The 16296-nt window shown below is 69.4% G+C and carries 20 protein-coding genes; 5 read left to right on the forward strand and 15 right to left on the reverse strand.

Annotated elements, in window-relative coordinates; genetic code table 11:
- From CXY79_RS01265 to CXY79_RS01335, 15 genes are all read right to left on the reverse strand, one after another.
- On the reverse strand, positions 1 to 617 hold a 617-nt coding region (locus tag CXY79_RS01265; protein WP_369827915.1), incomplete at its 3' end, for a hypothetical protein.
- Positions 614 to 1303, reverse strand: coding sequence for a C40 family peptidase (locus CXY79_RS01270; protein WP_104099357.1), 690 nt, complete (start codon positions 1301 to 1303; stop codon positions 614 to 616). The genes CXY79_RS01265 and CXY79_RS01270, both read right to left, overlap by 4 nt.
- Positions 1300 to 1740, reverse strand: coding sequence for a hypothetical protein (locus CXY79_RS01275; protein WP_104099358.1), 441 nt, complete (start codon positions 1738 to 1740; stop codon positions 1300 to 1302). The genes CXY79_RS01270 and CXY79_RS01275 overlap by 4 nt, the downstream gene beginning before the upstream one ends.
- Positions 1740 to 3077, reverse strand: coding sequence for a FliI/YscN family ATPase (locus tag CXY79_RS01280; protein ID WP_369827916.1), 1338 nt, complete (start codon positions 3075 to 3077; stop codon positions 1740 to 1742). Before CXY79_RS01280 ends, CXY79_RS01275 begins: the two co-directional genes overlap by 1 nt.
- Positions 3074 to 3727, reverse strand: coding sequence for a hypothetical protein (locus CXY79_RS01285; protein ID WP_104099359.1), 654 nt, complete (start codon positions 3725 to 3727; stop codon positions 3074 to 3076). The genes CXY79_RS01280 and CXY79_RS01285 overlap by 4 nt, the downstream gene beginning before the upstream one ends.
- Positions 3717 to 4736, reverse strand: coding sequence for a flagellar motor switch protein FliG (fliG, locus tag CXY79_RS01290; RefSeq protein WP_104099360.1), 1020 nt, complete (start codon positions 4734 to 4736; stop codon positions 3717 to 3719). The genes CXY79_RS01285 and fliG overlap by 11 nt, the downstream gene beginning before the upstream one ends.
- Positions 4733 to 6328 carry a flagellar basal-body MS-ring/collar protein FliF gene (fliF, locus tag CXY79_RS01295; protein WP_104099361.1) on the reverse strand — a complete coding sequence of 532 codons (1596 nt, stop codon included), beginning with the start codon at positions 6326 to 6328 and terminating at the stop codon, positions 4733 to 4735. The genes fliG and fliF overlap by 4 nt, the downstream gene beginning before the upstream one ends.
- Entirely contained in the window at positions 6328 to 6660 is a 333-nt protein-coding gene (gene fliE, locus CXY79_RS01300; protein ID WP_104099362.1) for a flagellar hook-basal body complex protein FliE, read from the reverse strand. The genes fliF and fliE overlap by 1 nt, the downstream gene beginning before the upstream one ends.
- A complete protein-coding gene (locus tag CXY79_RS01305; RefSeq protein ID WP_104099363.1) occupies positions 6660 to 7052 on the reverse strand; it encodes a flagellar basal body rod protein FlgC in 393 nt (130 codons plus the stop codon). The genes fliE and CXY79_RS01305 overlap by 1 nt, the downstream gene beginning before the upstream one ends.
- Positions 7052 to 7393 (reverse strand): flagellar basal body protein, encoded by a 342-nt coding sequence (locus CXY79_RS01310; protein ID WP_104099364.1) that lies wholly within the window; start codon positions 7391 to 7393, stop codon positions 7052 to 7054. The genes CXY79_RS01305 and CXY79_RS01310 overlap by 1 nt, the downstream gene beginning before the upstream one ends.
- Before the next feature lie 263 nt (positions 7394 to 7656).
- Positions 7657 to 8004 (reverse strand): hypothetical protein, encoded by a 348-nt coding sequence (locus tag CXY79_RS01315; protein ID WP_134401499.1) that lies wholly within the window; start codon positions 8002 to 8004, stop codon positions 7657 to 7659.
- On the reverse strand, positions 7997 to 8425 hold the full coding sequence (fliS, locus tag CXY79_RS01320) for a flagellar export chaperone FliS (RefSeq protein WP_104099366.1): 429 nt from the start codon (positions 8423 to 8425) through the stop codon (positions 7997 to 7999). The genes CXY79_RS01315 and fliS overlap by 8 nt, the downstream gene beginning before the upstream one ends.
- Before the next feature lie 11 nt (positions 8426 to 8436).
- On the reverse strand, positions 8437 to 9819 hold the full coding sequence (gene fliD / locus CXY79_RS01325; protein WP_104099367.1) for a flagellar filament capping protein FliD: 1383 nt from the start codon (positions 9817 to 9819) through the stop codon (positions 8437 to 8439).
- A 156-nt stretch (positions 9820 to 9975) separates the two neighbouring features.
- The gene (locus CXY79_RS01330) at positions 9976 to 10821 is read right to left on the reverse strand and encodes a flagellin (RefSeq protein ID WP_194085914.1); all 846 of its coding nucleotides are present in this window, start codon (positions 10819 to 10821) and stop codon (positions 9976 to 9978) included.
- 84 nt (positions 10822 to 10905) lie between these two features.
- On the reverse strand, positions 10906 to 11772 hold the full coding sequence (locus CXY79_RS01335) for a sigma-70 family RNA polymerase sigma factor (protein WP_104099368.1): 867 nt from the start codon (positions 11770 to 11772) through the stop codon (positions 10906 to 10908).
- Positions 11773 to 12214: 442 nt separating this feature from the next.
- Here CXY79_RS01335 and CXY79_RS01340 point away from each other — a divergent pair, with 442 nt between their 5' ends.
- From CXY79_RS01340 to CXY79_RS01360, 5 genes are all read left to right on the forward strand, one after another.
- Positions 12215 to 12700, forward strand: coding sequence for a flagellar protein FlgN (locus tag CXY79_RS01340; protein ID WP_104099369.1), 486 nt, complete (start codon positions 12215 to 12217; stop codon positions 12698 to 12700).
- Positions 12701 to 12710: 10 nt separating this feature from the next.
- Positions 12711 to 14177, forward strand: a complete 1467-nt coding sequence (flgK, locus tag CXY79_RS01345) for a flagellar hook-associated protein FlgK (protein WP_104099370.1) — start codon at positions 12711 to 12713, stop codon at positions 14175 to 14177.
- 3 nt (positions 14178 to 14180) lie between these two features.
- Positions 14181 to 15071: a flagellar hook-associated protein FlgL gene (gene flgL / locus CXY79_RS01350; RefSeq protein ID WP_104099371.1), complete on the forward strand. Its 891-nt coding sequence runs from the start codon at positions 14181 to 14183 to the stop codon at positions 15069 to 15071.
- Positions 15068 to 15478, forward strand: coding sequence for a flagellar assembly protein FliW (locus CXY79_RS01355; protein WP_104099372.1), 411 nt, complete (start codon positions 15068 to 15070; stop codon positions 15476 to 15478). Before flgL ends, CXY79_RS01355 begins: the two co-directional genes overlap by 4 nt.
- A gap of 76 nt (positions 15479 to 15554) precedes the next feature.
- Positions 15555 to 16187, forward strand: coding sequence for an NUDIX hydrolase (locus CXY79_RS01360; RefSeq protein WP_104099373.1), 633 nt, complete (start codon positions 15555 to 15557; stop codon positions 16185 to 16187).
- The last annotated feature ends 109 nt before the right edge of the window (positions 16188 to 16296 follow it).

A 16296-nucleotide genomic window follows, 5' to 3' on the forward strand; every position in this document is an offset into this window, starting at 1 on the left:
CCGGCCGGAAGCGCGGTACCGCCAGCGGCGTTCGCTGCGGTGAAAGTGTTGGAGTCTGCGGCGGACGTCTCCGTGGAGTCTGAGTCGGCTTCGGATTCGGTGGCGGCGATGGTGGAAGTCTCGGCGGTGCCGGCGGCGGCGGTCGGGATGGTCACGGCCTCGGTCCCGACAGAGTCGGCGAGGGCAGCACTGTCGGCTCCGGTGGCTATCGCCCCGGTGGCTTTCGCACCGGTCGGCAGTGGCGAGAGGCTGAACCCGGCGGGAGGCAGGATGGCGCTCGGCTGCTGGTGCTCCGGGGCCGGCGCCGCGCCGGTCAGGGCGTTCCTCAGATCAGTGGTCGGTCCGGAGGCCGGTTCGGCGGTGCGCTCCGAGGTCGGCTCGGGAGCCCGGGATGAGGTTGACACGGAACCCGGCGGAGACGCGATCGCGGAGGTGCGCGGGCCCGCGAGGGTGCCCTGCAGCACGGACGCGAATGAGCCGGCACCCGGGCGGGCACCCAGCGGGCCACGCGAAGCCGAGGGGGAGGCGGCGGCGGAGGAGGCGGATGAGGACGCGGATGCCAGCGCCTGCGCCGCGGTGTGGGGCGCCGGCGCCGGCCGGACGGACGTGGCGCTCATCGGGAGGCTCCGTTCATGAATGAGGCCAGTGCGGCGCTGAGCTGGCTGCCGGCGGCTGACGAAGCGGAGGCCGTGCTCGAGGACGCCGGGCTCGCGGTGGCGGCCGGGGCATCCGGAATCACACGGCGGATGGTGTCGATCTCGGAGTCGTCCATGTAGGCCTCGACCAGTGAGACCGTGCGGCCCTCGTAGGGCGCGTGGATGACCTTGTTGTCGCCGGCGTAGATCAGGATGTGCTCGCCGCCGCCGGTGACGATCAGGTCACCGGGCTTGGCCTCGGCGAGGGAGCCGACCTCGGTGCCGATCTTCATCTGGCCCGACACGAGGCGCGGCACGTCTATGCCCATTTCGGCATACACGGTTTGCACCAACCCGGAACAGTCCATGCCGCTGGCGTCTTCACCGCCGAAGACGTAGGGCACGCCCAGGTACTTCTTCGCGGCGTCGACCACGTCGGCGCCGGTGGCCCCACCCGGGTTCGGTGCGGCCGGGCCGACCGCGGCGGCGCCCGACGCCGACGCGAGGGCGTCGGCGAAGGTGTTCGCCGAGGTGCTCGCGCCCGCCCCGGCGGTGGCGCTGCCGGCTGCGGCAGTAGCCTGCGCCTTCTGGGCGTTCGCCCCGGCCGAGAGCTGAACGAGTGTCGCCTGGATCTCGCTGACCCGGCTCATCGCCGCGATCATGGTCATCGCGGGTCACCGCCCGCGCCCCGGTTGCGGTGCCAGCCGGTCGACGCAATCTCGTCGAGGATGGTCTGTTCGCGGTGCAGGTCGTTGGCCGCGACCAGGGCTCCGTGCCTGCCCTCGAGCTTCTCCAACCGCACCGTATCGGCACGGGTCGCTTCGAAGGCGACCTGCGCCTCGCCGACGGCAACCTGGTAGTTGCGGCCGAGGGCCTCCATGTCGGCCAACATGCTGTGCGCCGAGGCGCGGGCGGAGGCGATCGCCGACAGCGTGTCAGCCCCGCTGGCCAGACTCGGCGCGTGCCGCAGAGTGGCCCTGGTCGCGGCCCGGCGAGCCGCGTTCGCCTGAACGACGGCGTTGGCCTGGGCCAGGTCGCCGGCGGCCTGGTCCTGCTGCAGGTGCCGTAGCCGGAGGAGCCCGGCCAAAGCGAAAGTGCGTTTCATCAGAGCGCCCCGAGCGTTCGAGTAAGTGTCGTGAGTTGGTCCCAAGCGAGCGGGGCCGAGGTCTGGTCCTCCATGCGCTGCTGGAGGAACGCGTTGATGGCGCCCTCGTTGTCGACGGCGGCGTCGACAAGCGGGTTCGTGCCCCGCCGGTACGCGCCGACGTCGAGCAGGTCCTGCGCGGTGCGGCGTGCGGCGAGCACCCGGCGCAACAGGCCGGCGACCTGGTTCTGCTCGGGGCTGTTGACCCGGGAGGCGACACGGGAGATCGAGGAGAGCGCGTCGACAGCGGGGAAATGGCCGAGGACAGCCAGTTTGCGGTCGAGTACGACGTGTCCGTCGAGGATCGAGCGGGCGGCATCCGCAATCGGTTCATTGTGGTCGTCGCCGTCGACGAGCACCGTGTAGACGCCCGTGATCGACCCGGTTTCGTCGGTGCCGGCCCGCTCGAGTAGGCGGGCGAGCAGGGAGAAGGTCGAGGGCGGATAACCGCGGGTGGCAGGGGGTTCGCCGACCGAGAGGCCGATCTCGCGCTGGGCCATCGCCACCCGGGTGAGTGAATCCATCATCAGCATCACGTCGGCTCCCTCGTCACGGAACGACTCGGCGATCCGGGTGGCCAGGAAGGCGGCGCGCAGCCGCATCATGGCCGGTTCGTCGGAGGTGGACACGACCACGATCGAACGGGCGAGCCCCTCGGGTCCGAGGTCGTCTTCAAGGAATTCGCGCACCTCGCGGCCGCGCTCCCCCACCAGGGCGATGACCGAGACCTCCGCGTCGGTGCCGCGGGCGATCATCGAAAGCAGCGAGGACTTGCCGACGCCGGAGCCGGCGAACAGGCCCATCCGCTGTCCCTTCCCGACGGTGGTGAGGGTGTCGAGCACGCGCACACCCAACTGGAGCGGCGTCTGGATGCGGGAGCGGGCCATCGCGGAGGGGCTGTCGTGATCGAGGCCGACGAACCGGGCACCGGAGAGAGGGCCTTTGCCGTCGATGGGCCGGCCGAGGCCGTCGATGACGCGCCCGAACAGGCCGGCGCCGGTGGGCACGAGGTGCGGGGTTCCGTCCGAGCGCACGGGCGCGCCGATCCGAATACCGGTCATCCGGCCGAGCGGCATGCACCGGATGCCGCCCTGCGTCGTGGCGACCACCTCGGCGTCGATCTCCCCGCCGTCGCCGACCGTGACCAGATCGCCGATCGCGGAATTGAGCCCGCGCACCTCCAGACCGAGACCGACGATCGAAGAGACGACGCCCACCCGCTGGGGCCGCGCGGCGTCGAGGGCGGAGCGGATCTTTCCCGCGCGCGGACGCCAGGCGGGGGCCTGCGCCAGGGTCACGACCGGGCTCCGGTGAGGGCGGCCTTCGCGCGGGTAAGCGCGGTGCCGATCCGGGCGTCAAGGAATCCATCGGGGAACTCGGCGATCGCGTCGCCACGGGCGAGGTCGGCGTCCGCCGTGAAGTCCACGCCGGCATCCGCGCGGGTGATCAGGTCGATCAGAGCAAGGTCGGCGGGGTTCATCCGCACGGAGTGCGGGCGAACGGTACCGAGTGCGCCGGTGGTGACGGTCGCACCGGTCACTCCGGTCGCGAGGGCGCGGCCCAGTGCGGCCCGCGCCGAGGCGTCGGCGTCGCCGAGTGAGTAGCCGAGGATCGCTTCGGCCAGCTCGAGCGCGGTCGCGACAAGGGTGTCCTCCGCCTCCTGGATCACCGGAACGGTGCGCTCGTGCAACGCGGCGGCGGCGGCACCCAGCAGCGCGACCGCCCGATCGATCCGCGCCTGGCCGATGGCACCGGCGGCGGCCTGCTCGGCGTCGAGCCGCGCGATCCGGGCATCCACCTCGGCGGCGGCCGCCCGGAGTCCCGCGGTGTAGCCGGCGGCGTGCCCCCGGGCCCGGGAGGCGTCGCCGCCTGCGTCCCGCTCGCCCTGCAGGCTGGGGAAGGTCACGGCGGAGAAGTTCGACCGGGCGGTCGCTGCGTCAAACAACATAGTCGTCCTCCTCGGCACGTTGCACGGTGATGCTCCCCTGCGCCTCGAGGTCGCGGATGGCCCGCACGATCGTGGCGCGCGCTTCCTCGACCTGCGACACCCGCACGGGCGCCATGGCTTTGACCTCGTCGTCGAGGATCTCCCGGTTGCGCTCGGACAGGTTGGTGCGAATGATCGAGACCACAGCGTCCGCGGAGCCCTTCATGGCGATGGCGAGGATGCCCGCGTCGATGCCGCGGAGCACCTGCTGTACGTCTCGGTTTTCGAGCTTGACGATGTCGGCGAAGGTCAGCATCCGTGACCGGACCTCTTCGGCCAGGGCCGGATCGCGCGCATCGAGGGCTTCGAGAAGGGCGCGTTCGGTGGCCACATCGGCCCGGTTGATGATCTCGACGAGCGGCTGGATGCCGCCGACGATCTCCACCGAGTCGCGGGAGGAGGCGACGGCGCCGACCCGGGCCTTGAGGGTCTCGGTGACCACGCGCACGGCCTCGGGGGTGGCCGTACCCATGCCGGCGATGCACTGCGCCACCTCCGCGCGCAGGTCGGCGTCGAGGCCGCCGAGCACGGCGGAGGCGTGACCGGGGCGCAGGTGCGCGAGCACGAGCGCGATGGTCTGGGGCAATTCGCCGTCAAGCAGGGTGAGGATCTGCAACGGCTCGGCGGCGTCGAGAAACTCGAAGGCCTTGCCGGCCATCGACGAGGCCACCTTGACCATGACGCCGGCCGCTCGTTCCGCGCCGAAGGATGCCTCAAGCAGGCCGATCGCGTAGGCGTGACCGCCGCGCCGGGTATGGGCACCCTTGACCGTGAGTTCGTGGAACTCCAGAACGGTGGTTTCGGTCACCTCCGGGTCGACCCGGCGCAACTGCACCATCTCCGCGGCGATATCGGCCGCCTCGGCCTCGGTGAACTGCTTCATCACTTCGGTGGCGCGCTGGTGCTCCATGCTCATCAGCACCACGGCGACCTTCTGCGTGCCGGTCAGGGCCGGCTGGGCGTCGATCATGCGGGCTGCCGGTCATCCATCAGGCCGCGGAGGTATTCCGCGGTCTTCGCAGGGTCACGCTGAGCGAGTGCGTCGATCTCCACCCGCATCCGGTCGGAGGCCGGCGGCAGATAGGCCACGGTCGGGGTGGGGTCGATCATGATCGGCGCGATCGGGGCGCTCAGCGGGAACGGCACCTCCGGCACGGACAGCGCGGGCCGGACCTCCATCATTTCGTCAAGCTCGATGGACTCGCGGCTCTGGCGGCGCGAACGACGCGCGTAGAGGATGAGCCCCAGCACGAAAGTGATGACAATCCCCGCGGTGATGATGGCGATGCGCATGATCTCTGCGAACCGGTCGGCGGCGGCCGCCGCTTCGGTCGCCGCGAGGGCCGCGGCGGCATCCTCTGCCGCGCCGCCGTTGAAGCTGACTACCTCCACGGTGACCGCGTCGCCGCGCTGCACGTCGATGCCGGCGGCCGAGGCCACCAGCGAGGTGACGTCGGCGACGTTGAGCTGACCCACGACGTCGGCGTTCACGGCCACCGAGACCGTCTGCCGGTTGATCTCCCCGGCCGGGATGGTGCGGGTCTCGGTGACCTTGTTGACCGCGTTGTTCTTGGTGGTGTCCTCGGAGGTGAAGGTTCCATCGCCCTCGGTGCCCGCCGGGACGGCGATGTTGTCCGGGCCGAGGACGCCGGCCGCGGAGCCGCCGGCGCCCGTGTACGACTCGGTTTTGACGGCCTCGTTGAGGGCCGGGGCATCCGTCGGGGTGGTGAACGATTCCTCGACCCGCTGGGCCGACTGGTAGCTCATGTCGGCGGCCACGACGACGGTGGCGTTGCCGGGCCCGACGACCTTGTCCAGCATGGCCTGCACGGCCCCCCGCACGCGGTCCTCGTAGGCGCCGGCCTGCTGGTCGGCGGATCCGGTCGCTCCCACGCCGACCGCCGAGAGCACGACACCCGTGGAGTCGATGACGGCCACGTCGGTGGGTGCCATCCCGGCGATGGAGGCCGAGGTGAGGTGCACGATGGACTGCACCTGGTCGGCGTTCAGGGTGCTGCCGGTGGCCGTCTCCACGAAGACGGATGCCGTGGGGTCGCTCTGCTCCGACGCGAACACGGTCTCTTCGGGGATCGCCAGGCGCACCGAGGCGTTCTTGACGCCCTTCATGGCCTTGACGGTGTTGGCGAGTTCGCCCTCGAGCGCCCGCTTGTAGGTGACCGACTGCTGGAACTCGCTGGAAGTGACACCCATGGTGTCGAGCAGCCCGTAGCCGCCCGTGCTGGAGGACGGCAGGCCGGCTGCGGCGGCCTTGAGGCGCTCGTCGTAGACGTTCTGCTGCGGCACCAGGATCGTCGCGCCACCGTCGCTGAGCTCGTAGGCGACGCCGTCGGTGCGAAGCTGCTCGACGATGGTATTCGCGTCGGAACCGCTCAGCCCGGAGAACAGGGGCGTGAAGGCCGGCTTGGTGGCCCACATGCTCAGGGCGGCGATGCCCAGGGCAAGCACGGCGACGCCGATGATGGCGACCGTGCGCTGGGCGACGGAGAAGGACCGGATGCTCTGGCCGAGGCGTGCGAAGGCCGACGTGATCGGGCGCGGCATCAGGCCTGCATCCTCATGATCTCGTTGAACGCGTCGACACCCTTATTGCGCACGGCGGCCACGAGTTCGAGGGTGACCTGGGCGCGAGTCGAGGCCAGGGTGGCCGAGTGGATGTCGGTCAGGTTTCCGGTTACGGCCTGCACCGTGAGGGTGTTGGAGGTGGCCTGCAGCTGCTGCAGATTGTCGACGGCGCCGACCAGGGCGCTGCCGAAGGCCGAACCGTCGGCGCCCTGGCTCCCCGGGGTTCCCTGCACACCCTGCAGGCCCTGCACGCCGGAGAGGTATCCCGTGCCGGTCACGGACTGGATCGGGTTGATCGAACCGATGGTCATCAGGAGCGTCCAATCTGGAGTGCGGCTTCGTAGGTCGTCTTGGCACGGTCGACGACGGCGGCGTTGGCCTGGTAGCCGCGCTGCGCCATGATCAGCGCGCCCATCTGCTCGGCCATGTCGACGTCCGGGCGGCGCACGTAGCCGGCCTCGTCGGCGAGTGGGTTGCTCGGGTCGAAGGTCAGAATTCCCTCGGCGTCGCCGAGTGCCGTCCCGGCCGCATAGGCTCCGGTGGTGCCTTGGCCGGCCTGGGCGACGATGTAGCGCGCCTGGAAGGCGTCACCGTCGGTGGCGGTGACCGTGTTGGCGTTGGCGATGTTGTCCGCGACGGCGTCGAGCCATTTGCGGTGCAGGGTGAGGCCGCTGCCGGCAATCCCGATGGCGTCGAGGGTCATCAGCTGGTTCGCATCGCGGAGCGCATGGCCGTGAACGGTCCGTTGACGGCCTGCGCCGCGAACTGGTACCGCAGCACGGTGTCGATGTTGGAGAGGGTCTCGGTGTCGAGGTTGACGTTGTTGCCGTCGAGGCGGGTGGGCTCGAGGGAACTGGCGGTGGTGGCGACAGTGCTGCCGCTGCCGGCCTGCACAGACTGCGCCAGGGCATCCTCGAACGCCACACGCTTGGCGTGGTAGTTCGGCGTGTTCACGTTCGCGATGTTGTTCGCGATGGTGCGCTGGCGCAGGGCCAGCCCGTCCAGCGCGCTGGAGAGCGCCGTCATGGTCACGGATTCAAACACGGATACCCGATTCGTCGGCAAAACGAGGGCGGCCGATCCGTGGCCTGTGGTCGAGCAATCCCTGCTCGCTCCTAGCTATCGGCCGGTGGCCGAGGCGCGTAAGGAGTTGTCGCGGAACTTCTTTCCTCACGTTTTCGAGCGGAACCCCGCAACTGTTGTCGAAACGGACAACTGTTGCCCGCGCACGGGCAACAAATGTCCGAGCGGGCAACAGTTGGCCCGCAGCGGCGGTAGCCGGCAACGGGCGCGAGGTGGGCGGGCAGTCAGCCGGCTATGTCGAGGTAGACGGCCTGGTCGGTGTGCTGGGCCGAGATGATGGTGCGCACGGCGGCGAGGTGCACGCCGGCGGAGCGCCGGGCATCCTCGATCTCGCTGATCAGTTCGAGCTGGCCGGAGAGCAGGCGCCGGGCGCGCGTCTCGAGGTCGGCGGGCAGCTGGCCCAGGTGTGCGGGCGCACGCCACTGCACGCCGGTAGAGAAGCGCTCCCCCGGGCCGGCCAGCACGGCGTCGCGCGCGCCCGAGCCGAGGCTCGACTCGAGCTGGTCGAGCACATCCAGCCACTCCTGGCGGTCGTTCGCAGATTCGTGGGTGTCGAGCAGAACCCTAGGCAAGACCGTACTCCCCGCCGGCACGCGCCGCGCTCTGGGCCGGCAGCAGCTCGGCCGCTTCGTGCCAGGTCTGCCGCAGCGGCTCGAGCAGGGCGATGGCCTCCCGGGTACGGGCGACATCCCGATGGATGTTGGCGCTCATCAACGCGTTGGACACGTAGGTGTACAGGGAGAACAGACCCTCGCCGCCCTCCCAGGCCTCCACGTTGAGCGAGGTCGACAGTTCGGAGACGATCGCCTGGGCGTGCAGGAGGTGCTCCGAGGCGACGGCCCAGTCCTCGATATTCTGGGCGATCTCGGCGCGGCCGAGATCGAGCAGCAACCGGTCGTAGAGCATCGTGAGCAGGCGCACCGGTGTGGCCGAGAGCACCGCTTCGCGGTTCAACTGTGCGCGCCGGGCCTGTGCCCCACCCATCATGCTCATAACAGCCATCATCATCCTGTGCTCGAGGTCGGGAGCCCGGCAACCTGGGCACTCAGCCACGAGGACTGTGCTTTCAGAGCGCTGAGCTGGGTTTCCAGTGCGGTGTAGGTGCTCTGCAGGGTCGCCCGGCGGGTGGCCAGGCTGCGGTCCCAGTCGGCGATGCGGTCGCCTAAGTTCTTGACCGTGGACTGCTGACCGGTGATCTTCGCGGTGATCTGACCGTCGTATTTGTCCGAGGCCGATGACGCCGCTGCTGCGACGCGGGTCGCGATCTCCTGCACTGCTGCTTTGACGGTTACCGGGTCCTTGGCGAGGGCCGCGGCGAACTTGGCCGCGTCGAACTCCATGGTGCCGGATCGGGTGATGCTGATGCCGTACTCCGACGGCGAGTGCCCGTTGATCGGTGCCGAGGCGGCCGTGAGAATGCGCTGCTTAACGTCGCGCACGGTGCTGTCGCTGGTGAAGATGCCAGCCGACAACACGGCGGCCCCCGACGCGTTGGTGCTGTTGACGACCGCGGACTTGGTGGAGATCAGCGCGAAGACGCCGTTCAGGGAGCTGACCAGACCCGAGGCCAGGGAGCCGATCTGCGCGTCGTCACGAGCGACCTTGATGGTGACGGGGTCAACGGAGACGGCGGATACCGTGATCGCGACGCCGGGCAGCAGGTTCGCGAACGTGTTGGTGGCCGAGGTGATCGTCTGGGCGGCGGTGCTACCGGCCCACAGGGTGACGCTGGCGTCCTGGGCGGTGCGGATGACGGCGGCACCCGCGGCGGCCAGCAAATCGGGCGCGCTGTTCGCCGTGACCTCGGCGGCGGTGCCCTGATAGACACTGAAGGCCTTGGCCGCACCGGAGTCATTCCCGGTGAACTGGAGCCGGTACTGAGCGACGCCGCCGGCATCCACTCCGGACGCGACCTTCGTGGCGGTAACTCCGGTGTTGGCGGCGTTGATGGCCGTGGAGACGGCGTCGAGAGAGGTCGAGCTGACGGAGATCTCGGTCGTGACACCGCCGGAGACGATGGTCAGCACGGCCGGGTCGGCGGGCCAGGCGGTCATGGCCGCGGAGACGCCGACCTGGCTGCGAGCGAGGTTGGTGACGACGACGTCGAGTTGCCCGGCGCTGGCGTTGGCCGAGACCGCCGTCGTGACGGTGGGAGAGGTACTGGTGGCCGAATAGAGGTCGAGTGCGGCCGGCTTCGCGGCCTTGCCGGCCAGATCGGCCAGGCCGGCGATCTGGGTGTTGAGGCCCTGCAGCGCCGAGATCAGGTTCTGCGACGAGGAGACCTTGGCCTTCAGCAGCGTCTGCGGAACGGCTTCGACCTGCATCAAGGAGTTGATCAGGGAGGTGGTGTCGAGCCCGGAGACGAGTCCGTCGATGGCGTTCGTCATGTCTTCCCCTCCTTACGTTTCTGCGATCAAGCTGGATGGTGCGGGTGTAAACGTGAATGGCTGGTGGCGACCGAGGGATGAGGTCCAGTTCATCTCTTAGGTCACCACCAGCCATAGTTCACCGTGCGGTTTCCCGAAAGGTTCAGCTACTCAGGGTTAGCGGAGCAGCGACAGCACGCCCTGAGCGGACTGGTTGGCCTGCGCGAGCATGGCGGTACCGGCCTGCGAGAGGATGCTGGAACGGGTGTACTTGACCATTTCCTCGGCCATGTCGGTGTCGCGGATGCGCGAGCCGGCAGCGGTGAGGTTCTCCTTGGAGACGGCCAGGTTCTTGATGACGCTCTCGAACCGGTTCTGGTTCGCGCCAAGCTCGGCGCGTGACGTGGACACGGCCTTGATGTTCAGGTCCAGTGCGGCGATGGTGGACAGGGCCGTTGCTGCGTCCTTGAAACCGTCAGTCGCTGCAGTTCCCAGCACCTCAATGGCGGCACCGATAGTAGACACGTTCGTGAGATTCACGACAATCTGGTCGGTTGCAGCGACGCTGCCAGCGCCGACCTGGAAGGTCAGCGACGCCTTGACGCCGTCGAGCAGGGCCGTACCGTTGAAGTTGGTCGAGGCACCGATACGGGTAAGTTCCTTGCCCAGGGCAAGAACCTCGGTCGTGATCGCGGTACGCGAATCGGTGTTGTTCGAGTCGTTGCCGGCCTGGACTGCGAGGTCACGAACGCGCTGCAGGATCGAGGTGACCTCGTTCAAGGAACCCTCAGCGGTCTGGATGACCGAGATGCCGTCCTGGGCGTTGCGGCTGGCGACCGTGAGGCCACCGACCTGCGACTTGAGGCCCTCGGAGATGGCCAGTCCGGCCGCGTCATCCGCTGCGCGGTTGATGCGGAGGCCGCTGGAGAGCTTCTCCAGGGACTTGGACATGTCGTTCTGCGTGGCGGCCAGGTTGCGGTACGTATTGTTGGCCGCGAGGTTGGTGTTGATCTGCATACCCATGATGAAATCCTCCGTGATTGGGTGGTGAACGCCAGGCCATCCATGGCCTGACACAGTGAGCTATCGGCCTCTGCTGAGACCGCGTTAGCCGTTGATCGAAAAAACTTCCCGGGTGTCTGAACCGGCAGGATCGGCAGCATCCGTCGACCCGGCGGCGTACGCCACCCCGCTCGCGGTGGCGAGGCCGAGCATGGCCTGGTCGGCGAGGCGGGCGAGGTAGGCGCTGCGGCGGGCCGGCGCGATGCGGGACTCGGGAACGTATTCCACCTCGGCGTCGTCGGAGTAGTGCGTGCCCAGGCCGTCGCGGAGCAGACGGATGGCCTCCGCCCGCTGCTGAGACACCGCCGAGTGGGTGATTCCGAGCTCGACCGCGATCTCCTTGACCGAGCGGTCGTCGAAGTAGACCTGCTGCACGATCACGCGCATCTTATCCGGCAGTGCCGCGATGGCGGCGTGCAGGTAGGCCAGGCGCTCGGCGGAGAGCAGCGAGTCGCCGGGGAGTTCGGTTCCGGAAACCAGGAACTCGGCGGTGGCGTCATCGAGGGTCGAGACGGTGCGCTCGGAGTCGGACAGGCCGGCGATCGCGGTCTCCCGGTCGACGCCGAGGGCGGCGGCGACCTCGTCGACGGATGCCGCGCGGCCGAGGGCGCCGGCCAGCGTCTGCTGAACGGCACGGGTCTCCTTGATGCGGCGGCGGGCCATCCGAGTGGCCCAGTCATTGGAGCGCATCTCGTCGGCGAAGGCGCCGATGATGCGGCGCCGTGCGAACGCTCCGAACGGAACGCCGAGGTCGGCGTTGAAGGCATCCGCCGAGGTGATCAGGGCGAGAGCTCCGGCCGAGGCCAGGTCGTCGCGGGAGAGGTGCCGGGCCTTGGCCCAGGTTTCGGAAACGAGGTAGCCGACGAGCGGGAGGTTGTCGATCACCAACTGGTTGCGTTCTGCACGATTCACACGGAACTCCCTGAGTGCTTGACACCTGAATTGTCCCGATCGATCAGGCAAGGGCCTGGTCGAACGAGTGGCCGGGTAGGCACGGGGACGTTGCGAGAAAGCGGGGATGTGACGCAGGGGTTCGGGGCCCAGGCCACAGAACTTCGCGGCCATGATTAAAACGTAAAGGCGCGGTCGGTGGCCGAATGCGCAACGGTGCCCCCACAACGGGGCCAGGCACCCCCACATCGGGGCGGATCACCCCGCAACGGGGGCCAGGCATCCGGTGTCTGCCGGAATCGTGTCCTCCCTTTAGTGGACACCTTCAGTCTCGGCTGGCAGTCTGAATCCACACCGTGGCTAACCGGGGGCCGTCACCTGCCGATAGTCGTAGTAACAAGCCGTTGACCTGCGCGATTTTGCGCGGACCGGCCGCACCAGACGACAGGCAGTTGGAGGAGACGTGGGCGCCAATGAACTATCAGCGTTGCTGTGGCGCGAGCGGGAGCTCCTCGAACTGCTCGTCTTCAAACTCGACGAGGAACAGCTGCTGCTGACCAACGGCAAGACCCGCTGGCTGCAGCAGGGCACCCGTGAGGTGGAGCAGGTGCTCGGCCACGTTCGGGATGCCGGCCTCGCCCGCTCGGTCGAGGTTGCCGCCGTCGCCCTCGATTGGGGAACGGCCGAAGACGCCACCCTGCGCGAGCTCGTGGCTCACGCCCCCGCCGGCCCGTGGTCCGAGATCATGGCCGCGCACCTCAAAGCGATGGGTGAACTGACCACCCAGATCAAGGAACTGCGCGACGCCAACGAGCAGCTGCTGCGCTCCGCCGTCCGCTCCAGCCAGGAGACCCTGGCCGACGTGCGCGCGAACACTCAGACGTATGACGCCACCGGGGCCGCCGGTGCGCGCCCCACCGGCTCCCGACTTTTCGACCAGATTCTGTGAGGGTGCCGCGATGAGCACCTTCGGAGGACTCAACACCGCCTACACCGGCCTGGTCGCCGCCCGGCAGGGTCTCGACGTCGTGGGCCAGAACATCGCCAACGCGAGCACGGAGGGGTACACCCGGCAGCGGGTGACGACCTCCGCGGTAGACGCGTCGACCCGTACGGGCCTGATGAATTCCGGGGTGCGCCCCGGCCAGGGTGTCAGCGTCGACGGAATCGCCCGCCTCGGCAGCGCGTCGCTGGACGCCCAGGTGCGCGGCACCGCCGCGGTCGCCGGCTACTCCGCGGTGCGGGCGAACGCGCTGAGCGCCGTCGAGGCCTCGCTGAAGGAGCCCGGCGAGAACGGGCTCTCCGCCCAGCTGCAGGAGTTCTGGGCCGGCTGGCACGACGTGGCCAACGCCGCCGGTGAGACCGCGCCCGCCGGGGTGCTGCTGGGCCAGGCCGGCGCCGTCACCACCCAGATCAGGCAGGGGTACCAGGCGGTCGCCGCGAAGTGGTCGTCGGAACGCGGAAGCGTGGACACCATGGTCGCCGAGATCAACGGCGCGGCCGCCCAGGTGGCCGAGCTGAACGCGCGCATCCGTCAGTCGATTGCTGGCGGCGGAAACGCCAACGAGCTGATCGACCAGCGCAGCGGTCTCACCACGACCCTGGCCGCCCTCACCGGCGGCACCGTCGTCAACCGCCCCGACGGCACCGTCGACGTGCTCGTGGGCGGCAACGCGCTGGTCACCGGCGACACCGCCCGCCCACTCGTTGCGCTCGGTGCCCGCACCCTCGACGGTCCGAACGGCCTCACCGACCCGGTCGGCACCGCCGGGCCCGTGCGCGTGGAGTGGGCCGACCGCACCGGCGCGATCCCCGTCGACGGCGGCGAGCTCGCCGGCGCGCTCTCCCTGCTCACGAAAACGGATGCCGCCGGCACCGGCGGCGCCCTCGCCGAAGCCGCCGCGGCGTACAACTCCTTCGCCACGGGCCTGGCCGCGAAGGTCAACGCGATCTATTCCACCGGCGACAACTCGACCCGCCCCGGCCCCTTCTTCGGCTCGGCGGGCACGGGACCGGCCGCGCTCGGCCTGTCCGTCCTGCCGACGAACGCCGCCGAGCTCTCAACCGGGCTCACCGCGAACGGCGCCCTCGACGGCTCCATCGCCGACAGGATCGCCCAGCTCGGCGCCGGCACGGTCGTGGACGCCGCGGGAAACCCGGTGCGGTCCCCCAGCACCGACTGGTCGAACATTGTCACCTCGCTGGCCGTGACCACGAAGAACGCGCTGCGCCAGGCATCCCTCGCCGACCTCACCTCGACCGCCGCGGTGGGCGCTCAGCTCTCGAACTCCTCCGTCGATCTCGACGAGGAGAACGTCAACCTGCTTATGTTCCAGCACGCGTACCAGGGCGCCGCCCGGGTGCTGACCGCCGTGGACGAAATGCTCGACACCCTGATCAATCGCACCGGACTGGTGGGAAGGTAACCCATGATCGCCCGCGTCACCTCCCAGACCCAGATGCGCTCCGCACAGACCAATCTGCAGGCCAACCTCGCCCGGATGGCGCAGTTGCAGGAGCAGGCCACCACGCTCAAGGCCATCGCCCGCCCCTCCGACGACCCCGCTCGGGCAGCCGATTCCCTCACCGTGCGCGCCGAGCAGCGCGCGGTCACGCAGTACGCCCGCAACGCCGACAACGGCGACGGCTGGCTCACCACCGCCAGCATGGCACTGGCCGAGGCCACGAACCTGCTGAACCAGGTGCGCGACCTGACCGTGCAGGGTGCCAACGACGGTGCTCTCTCCCCCGCCGCGAAGGAGGCCATCGCGGCCCGCCTCGACGGCCTCACCCAGAACCTGCTCGCGCAGGCGAACGCCGACTACCTGGGCCGCAGCGTCTTCGCCGGAAATTCGGATGCCGGGCTCGCCTTCCGGGACGACCCCGACTTCACCTTCACGGGCACCGCGACCGCAAGCGTCGACCGCCGCATCGGCGCGGACACCACCGTGAGGGTCGACGCCGACGGCGCCGCCATCTTCGGCACGGCTACGAATTCGATTTTTGCTCTGATCGGCACCATCGCCGACGACTTGCGCACCGGCACGAACGTGGGTGCCCACCTCACAGCCATAGACTTGGCAATGAAGACCGTGCTCACGGCGCAGACCGATGTCGGTGTGCGTCAGGCCCAGATCCAGAAAGCCGGGGAAGCACTCGTGCAGCACAAGGGAAATCTCGAGGCCCAGCGGGCCGGAATCGAGGATGTCGACCTCGGCCAGGCCATCCTCGACCTGAAACTGCAGGAGGTCACCTACCAGGCGGCCCTGTCGGTCACCGCCCGGGTGCTCCAGCCGACGCTGATGGACTTCCTCCGATGAGCGCCGTTTCGACCGCCGGCACCGTGACCGCCGCCCTGAGCTTCGTGTCCCCGCCGCCCGGGCTGGACCCGCTGACCGAGTTCAGCCTGACCGAGATTCCCGGCGCCGACGGCCTGTTCTCGCTGCAGTCCGCAGCGGACCAGCGAACCCGTCTGTTCGTGCTCGACGCATCCGTCTACTTGCCCGACTACTCCCCCGTGATCAGCGACGAGCACGCGGCATCGCTCGACCTGACCGGGCCGGATGACGCGCTGCTGCTCGTGGTGACGAACCCCGGCGAGGACGGAACGACCGTGAACCTGATGGCGCCGATCGTCGTCAATGCCGCCACCGGTCGCTCGGCGCAGATCATCCTCGATGGCCAGGACTGGCCGCTCCGCGCCGAGCTGGGCGCCCACTCGGCCTGAGCGGACGGCTCACCCTGCCGGCTTGACGACCGAGTGGCTGCACCGCTGGGTGTCGCCCGGCGGATAGCCTTCGGATATGACCCAGGGCATCGATCTGCATTCCGGCGCAGACCACCTCCCCGCAGCACTCGACGTTGAGACGCTCCTGGCCGGCTGGATGCCGGTCGACCCGGCCCAGGCCCGGTTGCGAAGCGAATATATCGACTTCGTGCGGGCGGGCCGCGGTTCTGCGCTCGACCGCGACGGCGGCGCCGAGCATCTGACCGCGAGTTGCTTCGTCTTCACTCCGGACCTGGGTCGCGTGCTGCTCTGCTTCCATAAAAAGGGCCGGTTCTGGGTGCAACTCGGCGGGCACATCGAGGCATCCGACCTCTCCGTGGTCGCCGCCGCCCTGCGCGAGGCCCGCGAAGAGGGCGGCATCGCCGAACTCACTCCTCTCGACGGCCGACTCGTCGCCGGGACCGGCGACCCGTTGCCGGTCGACGTGCACCGGCACGCGCTCAGTTCGCGGTTCGGGCGCTGCACCACGCACTGGGACATCGGTTTCGCGGCTGTCGCACGGGCCGATGCGATGCCCGTGACGAGCCACGAGAGCGAAGACGTCGCCTGGTGGCCGACGGATGCCCTGCCGCAGCAGGTCCCGCAGGGTTTCGGCGACCGCCTGGCCGTGGTGCTTCGCGAGTTGGCACACCGGCTGGGCGCGCACTGAGTACGCGCCGAGCACGCACCGGGCACGCGCCGAGCATGCGCCGGGCACGCACCGGGCACGCGCCGAGCATGCGCCGAGCACGCACCGGGCACGCGCCGAGCATGCGCCG

It is taken from the genome of Cryobacterium sp. M96 (assembly GCF_002929845.1).
GTDB lineage: Bacteria > Actinomycetota > Actinomycetes > Actinomycetales > Microbacteriaceae > Cryobacterium > Cryobacterium sandaracinum.